We start from the raw sequence: 19,115 nt of genomic DNA, 5'->3' as shown, positions 1-19,115 counted from the left end.
GTGAAACGGTAAACTGTAAACTAATCCTTAATTTAGCCAATATTTGTAAAACTTATGATGCTAGTTCGTTATTTATCCCAAATAGGAAGATATTTTTTAATGCTTAAAGAAATTTTCAATAAACAGACCAAATGGCCTGTTATGAAAAATTTGATTTTCAAAGAAATCGATGATTTAATAATCGACTCTCTTGGTATCGTTTGCTTTATATCTTTTTTTATTGGAGGAGTTGTTGCCATTCAAACGGCTTTAAACTTAACTAATCCATTAATTCCAAAATATTTAATTGGTTTTGCTACACGTCAATCTGTAATATTGGAGTTTGCTCCTACTTTTATCTCGGTAATTATGGCCGGAAAAATGGGGTCTTACATTACTTCAAGTATCGGGACAATGCGTGTTACGGAACAAATTGATGCTTTAGAAGTTATGGGTGTTAATTCATTAAATTATCTTGTTTTTCCAAAAATAGTAGCTTTATTAATGTACCCTTTTGTAATTGGGATTAGTATGTTTTTGGGTATTTTTGGAGGATGGCTGGCTTGTGCATACGGCGGATTTTCGACTAGCCAGGACTTTATTCAAGGTGCTCAAATGGAATTTATTCCGTTTCACATTACATATGCCTTCATTAAAACTTTAATTTTTGCAATGTTATTAGCTACAATTCCATCTTTTCACGGATATTATATGAAAGGTGGAGCATTAGAAGTGGGTAAAGCAAGTACCGTATCATTTGTATGGACGTCTGTTTGTATTATTCTTTTTAATTATATATTAACTCAATTATTATTAGGATAATGATAGAAGTAAAAAATATAGAAAAATCATTTGGTGACAGTAAAGTTTTAAAAGGTGTTTCGACGGTTTTTGAAACTGGAAAAACCAACTTGATTATTGGACAAAGTGGATCTGGAAAAACTGTTTTATTAAAAACCTTACTAGGAATTCATACGCCGGATTCGGGAACAATTGAATTTGACGGAAGAGTTTATTCTGAATTAGATCCAGATGAAAAAAGAGAATTAAGAACTGAAATTGGAATGGTTTTTCAAGGAAGTGCTTTATTTGATTCGATGACTGTGGAAGAAAATGTTGCTTTTCCTCTAAAGATGTTCACAAACGATAACAGAGCAAAAATCAAAGAACGCGTTGATTTTGTTTTAGAAAGAGTAAATCTGGTTGATGCACATAAAAAACTGCCTTCTGAGATCTCTGGAGGAATGCAGAAACGTGTGGCAATTGCCCGCGCAATTGTAAATAATCCAAAGTATTTGTTTTGTGATGAACCCAACTCCGGTCTTGACCCGAATACCTCAACTTTAATTGATAATCTGATTAAGGAAATTACAGAAGAATACAATATCACAACTGTAATTAATACGCACGATATGAACTCTGTAATGGAAATTGGAGAGAATATTGTTTTCTTAAAAAAAGGAGTAAAAGCGTGGCAGGGAACTAAGGAAGAAATATTTGTAACAGATAATAAAGACATTGTCAAATTTGTTTATTCTTCGAACTTGTTTAAAAAAGTACGTGAAGCTTATTTGAAAGGCTAGAAGTTTTTTAAATTCCAATAAAAAAAATCCAAATTCCAATTTTACTAAGATTGAAATTTGGATTTTTTTATACTAATTCTCCCTAATATTTTTTGCTTAAACCAAAACCAACTGTTACTCCTGCACCAATAAAAGTATATTTCCCAAAATTTCCAAAAAGCTTGACACCAACACTTGGAATTATCGCATTATAGATTAGTTTGGATTTCTTTTTTGAATAAAACCATTTGTAATTAGCTTCAAAAGGTACACCATAATAATTTCGAGATTTAACCGAAAAAATTTCTTCAGTATCAATCTCTTCAGTATCGATTGTTTCTAGTTTTCTCATTTCTAAATTATTACGACTCACACCAACCGAAACGCTATAAGAATGATTTGAACTCAGCCAGCGTCTTCCATACAACAAAGCATATTCTTTATTATCTTCTGATTTATAATATCTCGGCATTATAATATAATTATCTCCTCTTTCAGAATATCCTACTGCATTTGTAAATCTAAAAGTAAAAAGATTTTCTTCAGTTTGATAATTCAATTCCAAACCACCCGAAATACCAACACTCTGACCAATTGTAGGTCCTCCAAAACCTTCAAAATAAATTATTGGATTTGAAGTTTCATTAGTTTCTTGTGCATAAATTGAATTGGAAAGCATTAGAACAAAAATAATCTTAAGTAGTTTTTTTATCATAATCAAAGAATGAAATAATTTTCTAAATATAAACAAATTGAATATCTTATGTCCACGTAAAACTAACCGTTTTTAAATTTAAATAAAATAAAAAATTCCAAATTCCAATCTTAGTAAAATTGGAATTTGGAATTTAATATATTGGATTTTTTTATATTTTAATGATTGCCTGGCAATAGCTCAACCTCAGCATTTGGATTAAAGAGATATGTTTTTCCTGAACTTATTTCGAGACATTCAAAACGTTTGGTTCTAACGGCTATTTTCTTGAATATTTTTCCATTTTTAATTCGGAAGACACTTCCGTAGGGAATCTCAAAAATATAATTTTTATCATTGGTCAAATCATATTGTTTTAAAGCCAAAGATAAAGTGGTGTCTGTATCACTGCTTGCTGAAGGATTTTTAAAGTGACGTGCCAATAAAGGCAGCAAATGACTCGGAAATATTTCCGGTCTTATAAACGGAACCATTAAACGCTGAAAAGAATATTTCCATTCATTTCCGTGCGGTTTTATATTTCTTCCAAATTTTTCAAAAGCAACTAAATGGGAAATCTCATGAATCAATGTAATCAAAAATCGGTACTTATTTAAACTCGCATTAACCGTAATTTCATGTTTACCGCTCGGTCCTCTCCTATAATCGCCATGACGCGTCTGACGCTCATTTACGATCTTGAGATGAACCTGATTGGCTACAATCAAATCAAAAACAGGCTTTACAGCGTGTTCCGGAATATATTTTGCTAATGTATCGCTCAAAATAATTATGAATTATAAAGTATGAGTTATGAGTTGTTTTTCAATTGGAATTTGGAATTTAAAAAATTGGAATTTAATTACGGGTTCGTTGATGAAACCTCTAAAACTTTTCCATTAAAATATTTATTTCCATTTAATGTAAAATCATAAATATAAGTTGCCATTCCTTCTGCAGAAATTGGAGCCTGATAACCCGGGAAAGCTTCATTTAGCATTTCGGTTTGAACCGAACCCAAAGCTAAAACATTAAATGATATTCCTTGTTCTTTATATTCTTCTGCTAATAATTCGGTTAAAGTAATTACAGCGCCTTTACTTGAGCTGTAAGCTGCTAAACCGGCAAATTTTAAACTTCCTCTTACTCCGCCAATTGAACTGATTGTTACCACGTGACTTCCTTTTTGTAAATATGGTAAACAAACTCTGGTAAGATTGGCCACAGCAAAAACATTTACTTTATAAATACTTTCAAAATCAGCTTGTGTTGTTTCTGCAAAAGGCTTTAATAATAAAGCCCCGGCATTATGAACTACTGCATCGACTTTTTTCCAGGTCGAAGAAAGAAAACTTTCTACTTCCTGCAAAGCAGTTTCATTAGCTAAATCAATTGATAAGCAGGTTACGTTTTGATGTTCTAAAAGTGTTTTTGGAATTTTTCTCGAAATCGCTAAAACCTGATTTCCGGCATTGGCAAACTGCAATGCTAATTCATATCCAATTCCTCTACTCGTTCCGGTAACAATAATATTTTTCATGCAGCAAAAATAAGCAAAACCAAAATAATGGACTGTTATTTATTCATTGTAATTTCTTCTGTTGGAGTTGTTGCAATTTTAGTTACTGCTGGTAAAAACTCCTGAATAAAAGCCGTCATGTGCGGAATATCCATTACTTTAAATTCATCTGAAACGTGGTGATAAAAATCGAAATTTTCAAAATCAAAAGTACTTATCGATTGACACGGTTTTCCGAAAGCTTCAAAAAACGAATAATTATCAGATCTGTAAAACAATTTATATTCAGCTTCTTTTGGTAAAAAACCAATTGTCTTTTTTCCTGTATATTCATTTATTTTTTCGGCCATAGTTGATTTATCAAAACCTGTAATGTACGCTAAGTAATCGCGTTTCATAGGAACGCCGATCATTTCGATATTTAATTGTGTGTATAAATTAAAGCTCTTTGCTTTAAGTTTCTGAACCATACTTTTTGATCCTAAAAGGCCTTTTTCTTCTCCGGCAAAAAACACAAAAAGAATACTTCTTTTATTAGAATGGGTTTTACTGAAATATTTTGCTAATTGCGCCACAGCGGTTACGCCCGAAGCATCATCATTGGCACCATTAAAAATTTGATCTGCTTGTTTCTTTTTTTCAATTCCAATATGATCGTAGTGCGCGCTTAAAACAACATATTCGTTTTTAAGAACCGGATCTGTTCCTTCTAAAACTCCAACAATATTAAAAGCCGGAGATTTAAAATTGGTTAAGGTGTCTCGATAAGTAGTAAAATAAGGTTTTACATTATTCTTCTTTAAAAAGTCTTCTAAAAAAACTGCTGCTTTTTCTATTCCTTTTGTTCCCGTTTCACGACCTTCTAATTCATCCGAAGAAAGATATTTTAAAAAATCTGAAACATCAGATTCTTCAACTTTATAAGTTATCTCCGTTGATTCTGATTTAGATTCTTTTTCACTAACTATCGATGTACTTGTTTTACAGGCAATAAAAACAAACGGAAGAAGAAAGTATAGTTTTTTCATAAACGAAAATTTGATGCACTTAGATTAAGTTTCTAAAGCTGCTGATTTAAAATATTTTTTATACACTTTAAATACCTGAATACTTCCGAGAATTATAAAAAATAATGGAATAAAAACAGGCATTACATACTTTGAAAACTGATTTGTTTTTTGAAAAAAAGCCTGCAAAATTACAATCAAACTAAACATTCCCAAAAAAACACCAATCAAAGTTCCTGCAATATAATAATATTTTAACTTTCTTTCTATTCTAATGTACTTTCCATTAAGCAAATATAAATTCCAACTGGCCCAAAAAGGGAGCTGCAAAAAATTAAAACAATTTAAAATAATCCCAATTACAAACGGTGAATAGATTAAATAATCCCGCAAAATTTCATTCGATTTTATTTCCTGATTAAAATTGAAATAAAAAACAAAGGCCAAAACAAACATAAATCCTACTGCAAAAAAATCAATAATCTTCATTAATTTTTTATTGTTAATGAGTTGTTTAGCAAAAAGCAGCGTGAAATAAATAACAAAAGTTTCTACTAAAACAACTCCGAATAAAAAGAAAACTAAATCATGAAGTCCTGATTTGGTATAAATTTCTAATCCAACGAGATTTAAATATCCTAACGGAATTGATCCCAGAAAACTCACGAGAAACCCAACTAAGATATTTTTTAAACTTTTCATTTTAAAAATTCATGATTTTATTGTTTTGTACCAAATGCAATTTGTATTCGCGCATACCCACTTTGTAATCTAAATAAGGAACTCCCATTTTATGGTTTTCAACACTTATTTCATACATATAGGTAATATGTCTTGCCAATTCTTTCCAGGCAAACCATACGGAATGTTTGGGATCGTAAATGTGTGTGGGCTCGCTTGCGGCGCCGTTAAGTTCTACAATTTGAAAATTTTCTCCCCGTTCTAATTCTTCAAAAGTGTTGTACATGATATCAAAACGTCCGAAATAGAATCCCGGAATTTGAGTTGCAATTTCATTAATTGTCTTTGTTAATTCTGTTGTAATCCAATCGCTGCCATCAAGAAATTTTGCACCTCGGGCATGATTGCCAAACGGAACTAAATTTAATGTTTCGTCTTTGTGTAAAATTCGCTGCAACTCTTTTCCATATTCTTCTTTTAAAACCTCAAACTGCAGTTCAAATCTTGGAGTTTGTTTGATTAAATCTTCAATAGTCGATTTTCCGTCTCCTGTTACAATCAAAAATTCTTTAGAAACAATTCCGGTAATTTTTCCGTTTTTTTGAAGCGGGCTGCGTACATAAAAAATACCTACTTCTTTTTCAAATGGAATAAGATCCTGCAGTAAAAAATCAAAATTTGCTTTTTTGGCATAATCTGTTAGTTCAGAAACTGTTTTTATTTTTTTCACTCCCGAACCACGCAACCCAATATCTGGTTTTGCGATTAATGGAAAATAAATTTGTTTTTCGACCAATAGATTGACGATATCTTTTAAATCCGAATTCTCCCGAATTAAAACTGTTTTGGGGTAATGTTTTTTAGGCAGTAAATCATAAATCTGTTTTTTACTTTCCATAATAAAACCACCATTTTTAATTTTGGGATTTGATGCATTAAAGAAAAAAATAGATCTTGCTTTGACAGCATAATAAGCCCAAAGAAAATAAATAGGAAAGTACAAAACCTGAAAAGGCCAATATTCCCAATTGGTTACTTTGTGAAAAAATAGTTTCATAGGTTTGCGTTTTAAATTCGAATAAAAGAGGTTGAAAAATCTTCTGTTTTTATTAAATCGTAATATTTCATTGCGCCTTTATTTTGCTCTGTCACCACTTGTGTTACGCTTAATGTTTTCATTGTGTTTTCTCTGTTAATGATTAAACCATTTTGAGCGTCATCACTATGTGTGTTTTTATGAAAATCCAGCATCTCTAAGGCCGAGATTTCATTTTTATCTTTTACAAAATCAAAAAACCAGTTGGAACGCTCTTTTCTAATTTCTTCCGGATATAAAGTAACCGATGACCAAATATAGTTTTGGGTTTCATCCAGTTTTGTTTTTCTTTTATTGAAACCATCCCAAATCAATTCGTACAAAACTTTTTCCTGATACAAAACCAGCGTAAAGGGTTCGATATTATGGAGATCAATTTGTTTCCAAAAATCTTTAGGAGAATCATTTTCAATAATATCCAGCACGATTAATCCGCGGCTTTTTCTATACGGAAGTACAGGATTGTGTTTTGTAATTCCGCCATTTAATAAAACCAAAACCGTTCCGTTTTCATCCATTGCAAACCAGGTTCCTCCCGCTTTTGAATCTTTTGGATACATAATATTTTTTCCGTTGTGAACATAATTTCTTGGCACAACAGCACTGGGACGAATAACTTTTTCGTCCCGGTTTGAAGTAATAATGGCAACTCCTTTATTATTTATAAAACTTACTGTACACATTGTTTTCTATATTCGATAGTAGAACGCGCTACGCCAAAATTGTCATCTATTAAAATATTTTCAAATTGCAGTACAGCCACTTTTATTAAAGCCTGATGATGCACGCAATGTTCCAGATTGTAAAGCAGCTCTCTGTAATAATTACTCTGAATTCTCATGGTAAGTCCGTCAATAAACTGTTCCAGAAACATTATTTTATTTTCGCTTTGCAGTCCTGCTTTAATTTCGGTGATGCATTGTTTTGCAAAATCAGTCTCCGTTTGAATTCTGTTGTTTCTCTCCCGGTTATCATAATTTATAATTCCCGAATCATATCCGTTTTGAAGACATTGAAACATTTCGAGAATATGCCTTGTGTGTTCGCCAATAGTAGCGTTGCTTAAAGCCAGACAGGATTTTGAATAATCTTTATCCGATAATTGATTTAATAAATCCGTTAACTCATCTAAACTGCGGCGTATTGATTTTAGTAACATAACTTTTAATTTAGAAGATTAAACAATTTGTTTTTATTGAAATAAAGCAAACCTAAACTGCATAATAAGGTAATAACAGCTAAAGCAAAAAGTAATCCGCCGTCGTTTTGAACCTCAATTCCTAAAACAAATAAGTGTGACAGGATAGCGCCAATCATAATTCCGGCTGCGCCAAGTGCACCAAGCCAGGTTGTTTTGGGTGTTAAAATCAAAATTGCGGCAATCAATTCGGCAATTGCAGAACCAATTCTTCCGTAAGGTTCTACACCTAAAGTCGAGAAAATATAAATACTTTCTTCTGCTCCGCTGAATTTAAAAAACAAGGTTTGCAATAAAATTACCGAAGCCGTTATTCTCAAAATCCATAATATAATTTCCTTTTTCATGGCTTCTGGTTATTTGTATATTTTTTTCCAGTTGTTATCGGCCTTCACTTTTAACTCCGCTTCATCCGGGTTCCAGCTTTTCAGGGTATTATTAAAATAAGCATTATAGAACAAATAGAGCTTTCCATCGCTAATTTTAAAAGTCTCCGGATTAATTTCTATTTTTTTGCCTGCACTTCCCATTGCATAGGCACACCATCCGCCATATTGAGGTTCATATTTTGATGGGTTTTTCAAAAAGGTATTTTTATTTTCTGCTGATGAAAAATTATAAGTTACTCCCTGATACGAAGTCGAAATTTCTTTTTTCCCTTTAACTGCTTTTCCCTGATTAAAATATCCAACGGGATCATAACCCTGAATACCTACTTTATTTTCTAAATTATACTGGCTAACTCTTTTGGCATCATTTTGAGCAAATGAACTGCCTGAAACTAAAATCAATAACAATAATACTAACTTTTTCATCTTTTTTTATTTTAAGTTTTTTAATACTGACACTAATAATTCTGTGGAAATACGCTGTTTAACATCGGGTGAGATATATTCAAAAAGTATATCAGACTCAGTATTAACAACAAAAACAGAAGGAACAGGCAGTAAACTGGTATTGATTCCATTAGAATGTACGTTAATTACTGTTTTGTAGTTTTCCGGAACCTGATAAGCAATTCCTGCCGCTTTTATCAATTCTCCTTTTGAGTCAGAAAGTAAAGTGTATTTTACTTTGTCCTTGTCTTCTGTTATTTTTAAATTTTCAGGAGAATCCGGACTTACAGCAATAATTTGGTAACCCAAATCAATAATTTGTTTTTCAGCTCCAGCCAATGACTGCAAATGCAAGTTGCAATACGGGCACCAGCCGCCGCGATAAAAAACAAGAACCGTTTTTTTCTTTTTAAGTAATTCTGAAAGGTTTACATCTGCATTTTCAGATGATTTTAAAGTAATGTTTGGAATCTTCTCTCCTATTAATAAAGGAGCAATATCAATCGCAGATTTAGGAATCTCGCTTTGCGCATGAGCAGCCGAAGTTAACGCTGCCACAAAAATTAAAAGTATTTTTTTCATAGTGTATGGTTTTACATCTTTTTGATGATGTAAAATTATTGTACTATGAAAAAGCAAAATGTCAGCTAATTTACACTTCGCTTAAAATAATTATAATTTGGTAATATCCTGAATGATAATTTCTTTTCTGTTATAGCTTAATAACTGGTTGGTTTCCATTTCATTTAGCAATTGTGTAGCGGTTTGCCTCGAAGTACAGATAATTTGAGCAATATCATTTTGGGTTAAATAGTTTTCAATTGCTACCGTATTTCCGTTTCTCACACCTTCTTGTTCTGCCCAGTCTTTTAGGAATTGGTACAATCTGGTTTTGGCATCTTTAGAAATTAAATTCGCATAACTATTTTTAACACGCTTCATTTTTAAACCAACAAACTTGGTGTATGAAATTGCCAATGTTGGATTACGCAGCAATAAATCTTCAAAATCAGACATTAAAAAACTGCAGATTACAACATCATCAGAAAGTACTTTTGCATATTCTTCGACTCTATTGTCTGTTTCTAAAGTCAATTCGCCAAATAAATCTCCTTTTTGAATAATGTCTTTTATCGTTTCATTACCATCATCATCAATGGCAACAATTTTTATATTCCCTTTTTTAAGTAAAAAAATACGTGGCACATCTGAAGAAGAAAAGTAAATAATTTCCCCTTTTGATGCTTTTTTAAAACCGGTTATAATACACAATTGCTTGATTTGTGAATAACTCAGCGTTCTAAACAATTTATGATCCCGCAAGTACCAATATTTTAAATCTTCGTACATAGAATAAATTTTCTTGATGTAAATGTAATAATTTTAACATCTAAACAAAAAACCCTTTCGAAGCAGAAAGCCTGAAAGGGTTTTGAAATTATATTTATGAGAAAAATTATCCGGCGATAACTGATCTTGAAATAACGATTTTTTGGATTTCTGAAGTTCCTTCGTAAATCTGAGTAATTTTTGCATCGCGCATAAAACGCTCTACATGGTATTCTTTTACATAACCATTTCCTCCGTGAATCTGAACCGCTTCAACAGCAGTATCCATTGCAACTTGCGAAGCGAATAATTTTGCCATTGCACCACTCACATCATAATTTTTGTGCTGGTCTTTATCCCAAGCCGCTTTCATACATAAATGACGTGCCGCTTCGATATTCACCGCCATATCTGCCAATTTAAAAGCGATCGCTTGGTGATTGCAGATTTCTGTTCCAAAAGCTTTACGCTCTTTAGAATATTTCAAAGCCAGTTCATAAGCTCCAGAAGCAATTCCTAATGCCTGAGACGCAATACCAATTCTACCACCGGCAAGGGTTTTCATAGCAAATTTAAATCCGAAACCATCTTCACCAATTCTGTTTTCTTTCGGAACTTTTACATCACTAAACATTAAAGAGTGTGTATCAGAACCGCGAATTCCCATTTTTTGTTCTTTTGGACCAATAGAAAAACCAGGCATATCTTTTGTCATGATCAACGCATTGATTCCTTTATGTTTTAATTCAGGATGCGTTTGCGCAATTACCAAATATACAGAAGCTGTGTTTCCGTTTGTAATCCAGTTTTTTGTTCCGTTTACCAAATAATGGTCGCCCATATCAATCGCAGTTGTTTTTTGCGAAGTTGCATCACTTCCTGCCTCTGGTTCGCTTAAACAAAAAGCGCCGTGAATTTGACCTGAAGCCAGACCCGGTAAATATTTTTGCTTTTGTTCTTCCGTTCCATATTCTTGTAATCCCCAGCAAACCAAAGAATTATTTACAGACATTACTACAGAAGCCGAAGCATCAACTTTAGAAATTTCTTCCATTGCAATAACATAAGAAATTGCATCAAGTCCGCTTCCACCGTATTTTGGATCAACCATCATTCCCATGAACCCAAGTTCACCCATTTTTTTCACCTGCTCGGTTGGAAAAATTTGTTTCTCGTCGCGTTCAATAACTCCGGGTAATAATTCATTTTGAGCAAAATCTCTTGCAGCTTGCTGAATCATCAAATGTTCTTCGGTAAGATTAAAATCCATAGTTTTATTTTATTGTTTTTTCTAAACCGAATTCAGAATTCAGTTTTTGTGGTTTTTTATTTGTTTTTTTTGAAAAGCCAATTTATGGTTAAAAGGCTTCCAAAGATAATTTTTAAATGCGGATTTTACAATGCATGCATATAAATTTAATAGATCAACAAGAATAACGATAACGTTTTCGTAATAATTTATGATTTGCTTCAAACAGACGATAATTTTGCAGCGTTTTTTCTAAAATTCAATATTAGAAAATGCCATTCAAAAACTTCAAAAAAGTAAAATTTACGACATTTCCTTCGCAGAAAAGATTAAACAATTGCTAAAGCGCGTAAATCTACGTAAAGTTAGTCTTACTAATTTGATTACTAAAGCGATAGAGTTAAAAAAATCCGAAAACTCAGAAAAAAAACTTCTAAAAAAAGATGATTATATTGATAAATTAACATTATTTTTGCCTTAAAATTAAATAATTGACAGAGCATGAAAAAGATTTTACTAGTACTTACACTCCTTTTAACTTTACAATTTTCAGCAGTTTCTGCCCAGACTCATTTAGAGGTAAACGGCGTTACTGTTCCTAGAAAAATAGATTATCAAAACAAAACCTTACAGCTTAACGGCGCTGGCGGAAGATCAAAAATGTGGTTAGAAGTTTATGTGCAGGCTTTGTATTTATCTCAATTGAGTCAGGATCCAAAGTTTATTATTGACAGCGATACCGAAATGGCGATTCGAATTGAAATTACATCTTCTATGGTTTCTTCAAATAAATTAACCAAAGCGATGAATGTAGGTTTCGAAAAATCTGCTGGAAGCAATCTGGAACAATTACGTCCGAGAATCGAACAATTCAAAACGTATTTAAGCGATGCCATTACAGAAAAAGATGTTTTCGTTTTAGCTTACAATCCGCTTGATCAAACTATCAATGTTTTTAAAAATGAAGTTTTGAAAGGAAAAGTTCAGGGATTTGATTTCAAAAAAGCATTATTCGGAATCTGGCTTTCTGATAAACCAGTTGACGAAACTTTGAAAAAACATTTATTAGGAATATAATCCTTAAAATTTTACATATTCAGAAAGCCGAAAACCGAATAGTTTTCGGCTTTTCTTTTTTGTTTAATAAATTTGATGCAAAATACATTATTAGCATTATTCTATTTTATACTTTTACGCAAAATAAACATATCACAACAAAATGAAAGATTTATTACAGCAATTTGAAAATAAAGAACCTGAAATTGTTTTTAACTGGAAAGATTCTGAAACAGAAGCAGAAGGTTGGACAGTAATTAATTCACTTCGTGGAGGAGCTGCAGGAGGTGGAACAAGAATGAGAAAAGGCTTGGATATGAACGAAGTTTTATCTTTAGCTAAAACAATGGAAGTTAAATTTTCAGTTTCCGGGCCTGCAATTGGAGGCGCTAAATCTGGAATAAATTTTGACCCGAATGATCCTCGCAAAAAAGGAGTTTTACAGCGTTGGTACAAAGCGGTTTCTCCATTATTAAAAAGTTACTACGGAACCGGAGGAGATTTAAATGTTGATGAAATTCACGAAGTAATCCCAATGACAGAGGAATGTGGTGTTTGGCATCCGCAGGAAGGTGTTTTCAACGGACATTTTAAACCTACAGAAGCGGATAAAATTAATAGAATTGGTCAATTACGTCAGGGTGTAATTAAGGTTATCGAAAACCCAAAATTCTCACCAGACGTAACCAGAAAATATACTGTTGCTGATATGATTACCGGTTATGGTGTTGCCGAAGCGGTTCGTCATTTTTACGCAACTTACGGTGGAGACATAAAAGGTAAAAAAGCAATCGTACAAGGTTTTGGAAATGTTGGTTCTGCAGCCGCTTTTTATTTAGCCGAAATGGGAGCAAAAGTGATCGGAATTATTGATCGCGATGGCGGATTAATTAAAGAAGATGGTTTTTCTTTTGAAGAAATCAGAACGTTGTTTTTAAATAAAGACGGAAATAAATTAGTTGCTGACAATATGATTCCGTTTGAAGAAATCAATTCTAAAATCTGGACAATTGGTGCTGAAATTTTCACGCCTTGCGCGGCTTCAAGACTGGTTACTCAAAACCAAATTGACAGCTTAATCGCAAACGGATTAGAGGTTATTTCTTGTGGAGCGAATGTTCCTTTTGCAGATAAAGAAATTTTCTTTGGTTCTATTATGGAAGAAGTGGATCATAAAGTTAGTTTGATTCCTGATTTTATCTCAAACTGCGGAATGGCGAGAGTTTTTGCTTATTTCATGGAGAAAAAAGTTCAAATGACCGATGAAGCTATTTTCAATGATACTTCTGAAATTATAAAAAATGCAATTGTAAAAGCGCACGCTTTAAATTCATCAAAAACAAATATTAGTGCAACGGCATTCGAAATTGCATTAAAACAGTTAGTGTAATCTACTTTATACTTTTATATAAACGAGCCAGATTTCTATTTGGCTCGTTTTTTTATTTAACCGCAGAGAACGCAAAGGTTTACGCTAAGTTCGCTAAGCTATTTATTTTTAATCTCGCAAAGACGCAGAGTCGCAAAGAAAAACTTAAAAAGAAAAACTTTGCGACTCTGCGTCTTTGCGAGAAATAAATTAGCGCGCTTTGCAGTTAAATATTTAGCAACAGATTTACACAAATTAAAACAGATAAAACTTTGCGTTCCTTTGCGCAAAACCTTAGCGAACTTTGCGGTTAAATTACCCACAGCTCTTTCTTTCTAAACAATTTTTACTAATTTTAAACGTTTTTAATAATACAATTACAAAACTCTGAATCGAAATTAGTTCAATGAAAACGAACCAGTATAAAATTAATCCTAACAAAGCAAGTGCTGCTATTTCTTCTGATAAAAAGAAATCGCTGGCACTTACTATTCTTATATATACAGCCTTAATTGTTTTATTATTTTTCATACGTTTTTGGCCTCCATACAATCCGGAAAATAATGTTGCCCTTGCAGATGGCGGCGGCGGCGGCGGTGTAACGGTAAATTTTGGCGACAGTGATTTAGGTTCGGGAGCCAATTATAAAAGCGAAGTTCTGAATGTAAAAAATGAAGTCAAACAAGCTCCCGCAAAAGCAGTTGAAGAAGAAGCTATTATTTCTCAGGAAAACACAAAAGCTGATGAAACTGATGTTGTAATTCCTGTAAAAGAAAAACCTAAAAAACCAACTCCGGTTGAAAAACCAATACAGAAACCTGTTCCTGAAAAACCAAAAGTTTCAAATTCTACAAACGATGCTTTATCAAGCATTTTAAAAGGTTCGAAAAAAGGCGGCGACGGCGATGATAAAGCAGCAGGAAATAAAGGAAAACCGGGAGGAGATTTAAACTCTAAAGGTTATTACGGATCTGGTGGTTCTGGCGGAGGAACCGGAGGCGGTAACGGAACCGGAAATGGAATTGGCACAGGAAGTGGTTATGGTCCCGGAAGCGGCGGCGGTTCTGGTGGCGGATCTGGATATTCTTTAAATGGTCGAAAAGCATTATCTAAACCTGCACCGAAATATACTTGTAATGAAGAAGGAACAGTTGTAGTCGAAGTTACGGTCGATCAAAATGGAAAAACCGTGAGTGCAACTGCGGGAATAAAAGGAACAACAAACAAAGCGAGTTGTTTATTAGAACAAGCAAAAATAGCCGCATTAAACACGAAATGGTCTCCTGACGATAAAGCGGCAGCGAAACAAATTGGAAAGATTATTTATAATTTCAATTTGAATTAAAAAACACGAATTTCACGGATTTTCACGAAATCTGTTCTCATAAAAAAAGGCTTTCTGAAATAATCAGAAAGCCTTTTTAATTTATTCATCACGTTTGTCATTGCGAAGAGCGAAGCAATCTCACCTCTATAAGTAAGCGCAAAGATATACTTAGTGTGATTGCTTCGTTCCTCGCAATGACAAGATTGTGTTGTTTTGCGTGAGGGATAGGAGCTGGCTACCGAAGTAGCGCGTATAGCCCGACCGCAATAAAAAAATGGGCGAATCAACGTTATGCTGATTGGCCCATTTTTTTATTGTGGTCACGCCCTAATTATAATTTTACTTCGGACTCGTAGCAATTACAAACTTCAAATTGTTCTTCACTCCTATCTGCAATACATCAACTAAATCCTGAACCTGCAAATTAAACGGAATTCGGACTACGACAGTCTGCGATTTATCGGCGCCAATTTTATTCATTAAAGTAGTTTCTAATTCTTCAAAAGCAACGGGCTGTTTATCGATATAAAATTGCTTATCTTCTGTAACCGATAAACTAATTAATTGTTTATTGGTTTTTTCATTTGATTTCGCTTTTGGAAGCGTCATCTTAATAACATTAGGGTTTGCCAGTGTTGAAATAATAAGGAAAAACAACAACAGGAAAAACATAATGTCACTCAAAGATGAAGTGGCAACTTCGGCGTGAAATCTTCTTTTTCTCTTAATCGACATACCTTATGATCTTTGAATTATGTTTACAAATTCTAATATCTGTTTCTGAATTTTTAAAGCAAAATCATCAATTTTTCCGTTTAGTAAATGGTAAGCACTATAGGCAATAATTCCCACCATAAGCCCGGAACCGGAACTGATCATTTTCTCATATAAACCTCCGGAAATATTTCCAATACTGATATTTTCTGTAACCGAAATACTGTAGAAAATCTTAATTACCCCGGAAATAGTTCCAATGAAACCAAGAGTTGGCGCAATACCAGCAATAAGACCCAAGTGACCCAAACGTCTTTCCATTTCGCCAATTTCAATATCGGCGGCGCGGTCCATATTTGATTCGATTTCTGCAATTGGTCTTCCAATCACTAAAACACCTTCTTTTAAAATATTTCCAACAGCCGTATCATTTCTTTCTACAATTGTTCTGGCTAATTCAATGTTTCCGGCATGTAATTTATCTCCAACATCCTGCATTAATCGCGCATCAATTCTTGAAGCTTTCTGGATATACAAGTAGCGTTCAAAAATTACGTAAATGGTGTAAAACAATAAAAGTGCGATTGGTATTAAGAAGAAACCTCCTTTTAAGATAAATCCTAAAACAGAAATTTCAGTTTCCGGGTGAGCAATTTTTTCGATCACTACGTTTGAGGCGTTTGCGAGAGTATCAGCTTGTAATTGAATGTAGCTAAACATATTTTAATTCTGGTTTTTAATAATTAATTCTAAAAAATATTTCAATTTTGCAATAAAGATAATTTTCATTGTTATATTAAACTAAAAAAACTGGAAATTATTTCAATCAGCAACTATTTTATCCAAATAAAATGAACTATCAGGAAACGACAAACTGGATGTTTAATCAATTACCAATGTATCAGCTTCAGGGTGCTTCGGCATACAAAGAAGACCTGACAAACATCAAGTTACTGGCAGAACATCTTGGTAATCCCGAAAAGAAATTACAAACAATTCACGTTGCGGGAACAAACGGAAAAGGTTCAACATCGCACATGCTGGCTTCGGTTTTGCAGGAAGCGGGTTATAAAGTGGGTTTGTATACGTCGCCGCACTTAAAAGATTTCAGGGAAAGGATTAAAGTAAACGGCCTGGAAATCTCAGAAGATTTTGTTTGCGAGTTCATCTCCAAACACAAAGATTTCTTTGAAGCCAATGATATGAGCTTCTTCGAAATGTCGGTTGGTTTGGCATTTGATTATTTTGTTTCAGAAAAAACAGATATTGCGATTATCGAAGTTGGTTTGGGCGGAAGACTGGACGCAACGAATATTATTACACCTTTGGTTTCCGTTATTACAAATATTGGTTTAGACCATACCCAATTTTTAGGAAATACGCTTGAAGCTATTGCGGGCGAAAAAGCCGGAATTATTAAACCAAATGTTCCGGTTGTTATTGGTGAATATACTCCGGAAACGCAGCCTGTATTTTTGGCTAAAGCCGAAGAAAATAAAGCGCCGATTTCTTTCGCTTCAGATTTAATTGATCAAATTTATTTGTCTGACTTAATTGGAGATTATCAGTTTCATAATAAAAAAACAGTTCAGCAGACGATTTCAATTCTGAACAATCAAACCAATTTTAAAGTTTCAACGGAACAATTAAAAGAAGGTTTATTGAATGTTGTAAAAAATACGGGTTTACAAGGAAGATGGCAGCAGCTTGGCGAAAACCCAAAAATTATCTGTGACACGGCACACAACAAACACGGATTAGCTATTGTGATGAATCAGCTTCAGAATGAAAAATATGAAAAACTGCATATTGTTTTGGGTGTGGTAAACGATAAAGATTTAGATTCTATTTTACCGCTTTTCCCGATAGAGGCGCAATATTATTTCTGCAGTCCGAATTCGGCAAGAGGTTTACCAACTGAAACGCTTCAAAATGCAGCAGAGAAATTTAATTTAATTGGAGAAAAATACGATTCTGTTGAAAGCGCTTTCGCGAAAGCCAAACAAAACGCTTCAAAAAATGATTTTATTTATGTTGGCGGAAGCACTTTTGTCGTTGCCGAATTGCCTTTGTAACAATCAAAACTTAAATCTTAGAAAAAAGTCTAAAAAAACCGATTTAATAACAAATTCATAAACAGCGAGATATAGTTTATTTTTAAAAAAGTTTTATTTTTTATTCGATTTTCTTTGCAGAACTCAAAAACTAGCGTATATTTGCACTCGCTATCACAAACGATAGCAACCTAGTAAAATAGGGCGATTAGCTCAGCTGGTTCAGAGCACCTCGTTTACACCGAGGGGGTCGGGGGTTCGAACCCCTCATCGCCCACAGAAATTCCAAAAACTCCAAAGTCATTTGATTTTGGAGTTTTTTGCTTTATATACATTTCATGAATTTTATTGTTTATATCTTATTTAGTGAAAGCAAGAATAAATTTTATATTGGATTTACTTCTAATTTAGAAGAAAGGCTTATTCGTCATAATCAAAAAAGCAAAGGTTTTACTGGAAATGTAAATGATTGGAGAGTTGTTTATACTGAAAATTACGAAACAAAAGAACTTGCACATAAAAGAGAATTACAAATTAAATCTTAGAAAAGCAGAATTAAAATTCAGAAATTAATTGATAATAAAGATTAGCTCAGCTGGTTCTGAGCATTCCGATTTTTCATCGGAAGTGGTCGGGGGTTTGAACCCCTCATCGCCCACCAAGAAACTCCTTAAGAAATTAAGGAGTTTTTTTTACGCACTTTACAGACACGGATTGCAAATTCAATCCAAATATCTGATTTTAGATAATACCTAATTTTAATAATTCTTGTCCAAGCTTTGTTATTCTATACAAACTACCACCGGTTTGATTCCCATCAGCGTCGAAAATCTCTGGCCTAACATAGTACATATGAACTAATCCTGAATTTTCTAATGAAATAGAAGTAAACGTGTTGAACTGACTTTTATCTTTATAAATGGAAAGTTTTTTTAAATCAGGCAGGAAACAATTTGCAATAATTGTAGCAAGTCTGTGAAACATCTCAAAATTTATTTCCTCTTCTATAAAATTTTTAAATAGTTTTCCAAGTATAGTTGGTTTTTCTAAATCATCTATCTTTTCTAGAATTACAAGTATTTGTTCTCCAACTTTTTTTCTTAATGATTCATTATTATTTAAATCATCATAAAATTTATTTTTAGATTCTTTTTTTGCTTTTTCAGTCTCAAGTAAAAACGCTATAATCTTTTTTTCAAATATCTTTTCCTGAATGTTTTTTCCAGCAGAATAAAGCTTAGCCAATGATCCGATTATTGGAACATCTTTAATTATTCCGTCATCAAAAAATGTATCCAAAGATATTTCTGCTATATCACTTACAATTTCTTTTAAATCTGATTTTGCAATTGATGTAACTAAACTTGTTTCTATATCTTCTTTTTTTATCATATTTCGTAAAATCTTACTTAAACTTAGATATAGGTCTAATAAAATTAAACTTA

23 protein-coding genes and 1 tRNA gene are annotated in these 19,115 nt (G+C 33.0%); 8 read left to right on the top strand and 16 right to left on the bottom strand.

Translation table 11 applies throughout. The features are described from left to right. Positions 1-54 precede the first annotated feature (54 nt). Both ASD98_RS03755 and ASD98_RS03750 read left to right on the top strand, forming a co-directional pair. Positions 55-801: an ABC transporter permease gene (locus ASD98_RS03755; protein ID WP_056200434.1), complete on the top strand. Its 747-nt coding sequence runs from the start codon at positions 55-57 to the stop codon at positions 799-801. Beyond that, the gene (locus tag ASD98_RS03750; protein ID WP_056200431.1) at positions 801-1,562 is read left to right on the top strand and encodes an ABC transporter ATP-binding protein; all 762 of its coding nucleotides are present in this window, start codon (positions 801-803) and stop codon (positions 1,560-1,562) included. Before ASD98_RS03755 ends, ASD98_RS03750 begins: the two co-directional genes overlap by 1 nt. Positions 1,563-1,644: 82 nt before the next feature. Here the strand turns inward: ASD98_RS03750 and ASD98_RS03745 are convergent, their stop codons facing one another. The 13 genes from ASD98_RS03745 to ASD98_RS03685 all read right to left on the bottom strand — a co-directional run bounded on the left by ASD98_RS03745 (position 1,645) and on the right by ASD98_RS03685 (position 11,171). Beyond that, the gene (locus tag ASD98_RS03745) at positions 1,645-2,220 is read right to left on the bottom strand and encodes a hypothetical protein (RefSeq protein ID WP_199866270.1); all 576 of its coding nucleotides are present in this window, start codon (positions 2,218-2,220) and stop codon (positions 1,645-1,647) included. A 194-nt stretch (positions 2,221-2,414) separates the two neighbouring features. After that, positions 2,415-3,020 carry a SprT-like domain-containing protein gene (locus ASD98_RS03740; RefSeq protein ID WP_056200425.1) on the bottom strand — a complete coding sequence of 202 codons (606 nt, stop codon included), beginning with the start codon at positions 3,018-3,020 and terminating at the stop codon, positions 2,415-2,417. A gap of 77 nt (positions 3,021-3,097) precedes the next feature. Continuing rightward, positions 3,098-3,775, bottom strand: coding sequence for an SDR family oxidoreductase (locus ASD98_RS03735; RefSeq protein WP_056200422.1), 678 nt, complete (start codon positions 3,773-3,775; stop codon positions 3,098-3,100). Positions 3,776-3,810: 35 nt separating this feature from the next. Beyond that, positions 3,811-4,782 (bottom strand): M20/M25/M40 family metallo-hydrolase, encoded by a 972-nt coding sequence (locus ASD98_RS03730; RefSeq protein WP_056200419.1) that lies wholly within the window; start codon positions 4,780-4,782, stop codon positions 3,811-3,813. Positions 4,783-4,806: 24 nt separating this feature from the next. Beyond that, positions 4,807-5,463 (bottom strand): hypothetical protein, encoded by a 657-nt coding sequence (locus tag ASD98_RS03725; RefSeq protein ID WP_056200415.1) that lies wholly within the window; start codon positions 5,461-5,463, stop codon positions 4,807-4,809. A gap of 1 nt (position 5,464) precedes the next feature. Further along, positions 5,465-6,499, bottom strand: coding sequence for a hypothetical protein (locus ASD98_RS03720; RefSeq protein ID WP_056200412.1), 1,035 nt, complete (start codon positions 6,497-6,499; stop codon positions 5,465-5,467). An 11-nt stretch (positions 6,500-6,510) separates the two neighbouring features. Continuing rightward, complete coding sequence (locus ASD98_RS03715; RefSeq protein WP_056200409.1) at positions 6,511-7,221, bottom strand: NRDE family protein; 711 nt, start codon at positions 7,219-7,221, stop codon at positions 6,511-6,513. Next, positions 7,209-7,697 (bottom strand): hypothetical protein, encoded by a 489-nt coding sequence (locus ASD98_RS03710; protein WP_056200405.1) that lies wholly within the window; start codon positions 7,695-7,697, stop codon positions 7,209-7,211. The genes ASD98_RS03715 and ASD98_RS03710 overlap by 13 nt, the downstream gene beginning before the upstream one ends. 5 nt (positions 7,698-7,702) lie before the next feature. Continuing rightward, positions 7,703-8,083, bottom strand: coding sequence for a DoxX family protein (locus tag ASD98_RS03705; protein ID WP_056200402.1), 381 nt, complete (start codon positions 8,081-8,083; stop codon positions 7,703-7,705). A 9-nt stretch (positions 8,084-8,092) separates the two neighbouring features. Then, positions 8,093-8,551 carry a YHS domain-containing (seleno)protein gene (locus tag ASD98_RS03700; RefSeq protein ID WP_056200399.1) on the bottom strand — a complete coding sequence of 153 codons (459 nt, stop codon included), beginning with the start codon at positions 8,549-8,551 and terminating at the stop codon, positions 8,093-8,095. A gap of 6 nt (positions 8,552-8,557) precedes the next feature. Beyond that, positions 8,558-9,154 (bottom strand): peroxiredoxin-like family protein, encoded by a 597-nt coding sequence (locus ASD98_RS03695; protein ID WP_056200397.1) that lies wholly within the window; start codon positions 9,152-9,154, stop codon positions 8,558-8,560. Positions 9,155-9,244: 90 nt separating this feature from the next. Further along, on the bottom strand, positions 9,245-9,922 hold the full coding sequence (locus tag ASD98_RS03690) for a Crp/Fnr family transcriptional regulator (RefSeq protein ID WP_056200395.1): 678 nt from the start codon (positions 9,920-9,922) through the stop codon (positions 9,245-9,247). A gap of 106 nt (positions 9,923-10,028) precedes the next feature. Next, positions 10,029-11,171: an acyl-CoA dehydrogenase gene (locus ASD98_RS03685; RefSeq protein ID WP_056200391.1), complete on the bottom strand. Its 1,143-nt coding sequence runs from the start codon at positions 11,169-11,171 to the stop codon at positions 10,029-10,031. A 480-nt stretch (positions 11,172-11,651) separates the two neighbouring features. On the opposite strand from ASD98_RS03685, the gene ASD98_RS03680 reads away from it, so the two are divergent. The 3 genes from ASD98_RS03680 (at position 11,652) to ASD98_RS03670 (ending at position 14,920) form a co-directional block, all read left to right on the top strand. Further along, positions 11,652-12,227, top strand: a complete 576-nt coding sequence (locus ASD98_RS03680) for a chalcone isomerase family protein (RefSeq protein WP_053470767.1) — start codon at positions 11,652-11,654, stop codon at positions 12,225-12,227. Between the two features lie 142 nt (positions 12,228-12,369). Next, positions 12,370-13,596: a Glu/Leu/Phe/Val dehydrogenase dimerization domain-containing protein gene (locus ASD98_RS03675; protein ID WP_056200387.1), complete on the top strand. Its 1,227-nt coding sequence runs from the start codon at positions 12,370-12,372 to the stop codon at positions 13,594-13,596. A 385-nt stretch (positions 13,597-13,981) separates the two neighbouring features. Continuing rightward, positions 13,982-14,920 (top strand): hypothetical protein, encoded by a 939-nt coding sequence (locus tag ASD98_RS03670; protein ID WP_056200384.1) that lies wholly within the window; start codon positions 13,982-13,984, stop codon positions 14,918-14,920. Positions 14,921-15,241: 321 nt separating this feature from the next. On the opposite strand, the gene ASD98_RS03665 is transcribed toward ASD98_RS03670, so the two are convergent. Further along, the gene (locus ASD98_RS03665; RefSeq protein WP_056200382.1) at positions 15,242-15,637 is read right to left on the bottom strand and encodes a biopolymer transporter ExbD; all 396 of its coding nucleotides are present in this window, start codon (positions 15,635-15,637) and stop codon (positions 15,242-15,244) included. 3 nt (positions 15,638-15,640) lie between these two features. Next, complete coding sequence (locus ASD98_RS03660) at positions 15,641-16,336, bottom strand: MotA/TolQ/ExbB proton channel family protein (RefSeq protein WP_056200379.1); 696 nt, start codon at positions 16,334-16,336, stop codon at positions 15,641-15,643. 131 nt (positions 16,337-16,467) lie between these two features. Here ASD98_RS03660 and ASD98_RS03655 point away from each other — a divergent pair, with 131 nt between their 5' ends. The 3 genes from ASD98_RS03655 to ASD98_RS03645 all read left to right on the top strand — a co-directional run bounded on the left by ASD98_RS03655 (position 16,468) and on the right by ASD98_RS03645 (position 18,215). After that, entirely contained in the window at positions 16,468-17,691 is a 1,224-nt protein-coding gene (locus tag ASD98_RS03655) for a folylpolyglutamate synthase/dihydrofolate synthase family protein (protein WP_056200376.1), read from the top strand. Positions 17,692-17,872: 181 nt separating this feature from the next. After that, positions 17,873-17,947: transfer RNA gene (locus ASD98_RS03650), tRNA-Val, on the top strand. A gap of 61 nt (positions 17,948-18,008) precedes the next feature. Next, entirely contained in the window at positions 18,009-18,215 is a 207-nt protein-coding gene (locus ASD98_RS03645; RefSeq protein ID WP_056200373.1) for a GIY-YIG nuclease family protein, read from the top strand. Positions 18,216-18,411: 196 nt separating this feature from the next. Here the strand turns inward: ASD98_RS03645 and ASD98_RS03640 are convergent, their stop codons facing one another. Beyond that, a complete protein-coding gene (locus ASD98_RS03640; protein ID WP_056200371.1) occupies positions 18,412-19,062 on the bottom strand; it encodes a hypothetical protein in 651 nt (216 codons plus the stop codon). Positions 19,063-19,115: the final 53 nt, after the last annotated feature.

This window comes from Flavobacterium sp. Root186 (assembly GCF_001428525.1).
GTDB lineage: Bacteria > Bacteroidota > Bacteroidia > Flavobacteriales > Flavobacteriaceae > Flavobacterium.
Note: the sequence above shows the minus strand (reverse complement) of the source record. Positions and strands in the feature narration are given on the sequence as shown.

What these genes read in the sequence shown, in the direction of transcription:
- ASD98_RS03755 (WP_056200434.1), top strand. Translation starts at nt 55, where the DNA reads ATGATGCTAGTTCGTTATTTATCCCAAATAGGAAGATATTTTTTAATG.
- ASD98_RS03750 (WP_056200431.1), top strand. Translation starts at nt 801, where the DNA reads ATGATAGAAGTAAAAAATATAGAAAAATCATTTGGTGACAGTAAAGTT.
- ASD98_RS03745 (WP_199866270.1), bottom strand. Translation starts at nt 2,220, where the DNA reads ATGCTTTCCAATTCAATTTATGCACAAGAAACTAATGAAACTTCAAAT.
- ASD98_RS03735 (WP_056200422.1), bottom strand. Translation starts at nt 3,775, where the DNA reads ATGAAAAATATTATTGTTACCGGAACGAGTAGAGGAATTGGATATGAA.
- ASD98_RS03730 (WP_056200419.1), bottom strand. Translation starts at nt 4,782, where the DNA reads ATGAAAAAACTATACTTTCTTCTTCCGTTTGTTTTTATTGCCTGTAAA.
- ASD98_RS03725 (WP_056200415.1), bottom strand. Translation starts at nt 5,463, where the DNA reads ATGAAAAGTTTAAAAAATATCTTAGTTGGGTTTCTCGTGAGTTTTCTG.
- ASD98_RS03720 (WP_056200412.1), bottom strand. Translation starts at nt 6,499, where the DNA reads ATGAAACTATTTTTTCACAAAGTAACCAATTGGGAATATTGGCCTTTT.
- ASD98_RS03715 (WP_056200409.1), bottom strand. Translation starts at nt 7,221, where the DNA reads ATGTGTACAGTAAGTTTTATAAATAATAAAGGAGTTGCCATTATTACT.
- ASD98_RS03710 (WP_056200405.1), bottom strand. Translation starts at nt 7,697, where the DNA reads ATGTTACTAAAATCAATACGCCGCAGTTTAGATGAGTTAACGGATTTA.
- ASD98_RS03705 (WP_056200402.1), bottom strand. Translation starts at nt 8,083, where the DNA reads ATGAAAAAGGAAATTATATTATGGATTTTGAGAATAACGGCTTCGGTA.
- ASD98_RS03700 (WP_056200399.1), bottom strand. Translation starts at nt 8,551, where the DNA reads ATGAAAAAGTTAGTATTATTGTTATTGATTTTAGTTTCAGGCAGTTCA.
- ASD98_RS03695 (WP_056200397.1), bottom strand. Translation starts at nt 9,154, where the DNA reads ATGAAAAAAATACTTTTAATTTTTGTGGCAGCGTTAACTTCGGCTGCT.
- ASD98_RS03690 (WP_056200395.1), bottom strand. Translation starts at nt 9,922, where the DNA reads ATGTACGAAGATTTAAAATATTGGTACTTGCGGGATCATAAATTGTTT.
- ASD98_RS03685 (WP_056200391.1), bottom strand. Translation starts at nt 11,171, where the DNA reads ATGGATTTTAATCTTACCGAAGAACATTTGATGATTCAGCAAGCTGCA.
- ASD98_RS03680 (WP_053470767.1), top strand. Translation starts at nt 11,652, where the DNA reads ATGAAAAAGATTTTACTAGTACTTACACTCCTTTTAACTTTACAATTT.
- ASD98_RS03675 (WP_056200387.1), top strand. Translation starts at nt 12,370, where the DNA reads ATGAAAGATTTATTACAGCAATTTGAAAATAAAGAACCTGAAATTGTT.
- ASD98_RS03670 (WP_056200384.1), top strand. Translation starts at nt 13,982, where the DNA reads ATGAAAACGAACCAGTATAAAATTAATCCTAACAAAGCAAGTGCTGCT.
- ASD98_RS03665 (WP_056200382.1), bottom strand. Translation starts at nt 15,637, where the DNA reads ATGTCGATTAAGAGAAAAAGAAGATTTCACGCCGAAGTTGCCACTTCA.
- ASD98_RS03660 (WP_056200379.1), bottom strand. Translation starts at nt 16,336, where the DNA reads ATGTTTAGCTACATTCAATTACAAGCTGATACTCTCGCAAACGCCTCA.
- ASD98_RS03655 (WP_056200376.1), top strand. Translation starts at nt 16,468, where the DNA reads ATGAACTATCAGGAAACGACAAACTGGATGTTTAATCAATTACCAATG.
- ASD98_RS03645 (WP_056200373.1), top strand. Translation starts at nt 18,009, where the DNA reads ATGAATTTTATTGTTTATATCTTATTTAGTGAAAGCAAGAATAAATTT.
- ASD98_RS03640 (WP_056200371.1), bottom strand. Translation starts at nt 19,062, where the DNA reads ATGATAAAAAAAGAAGATATAGAAACAAGTTTAGTTACATCAATTGCA.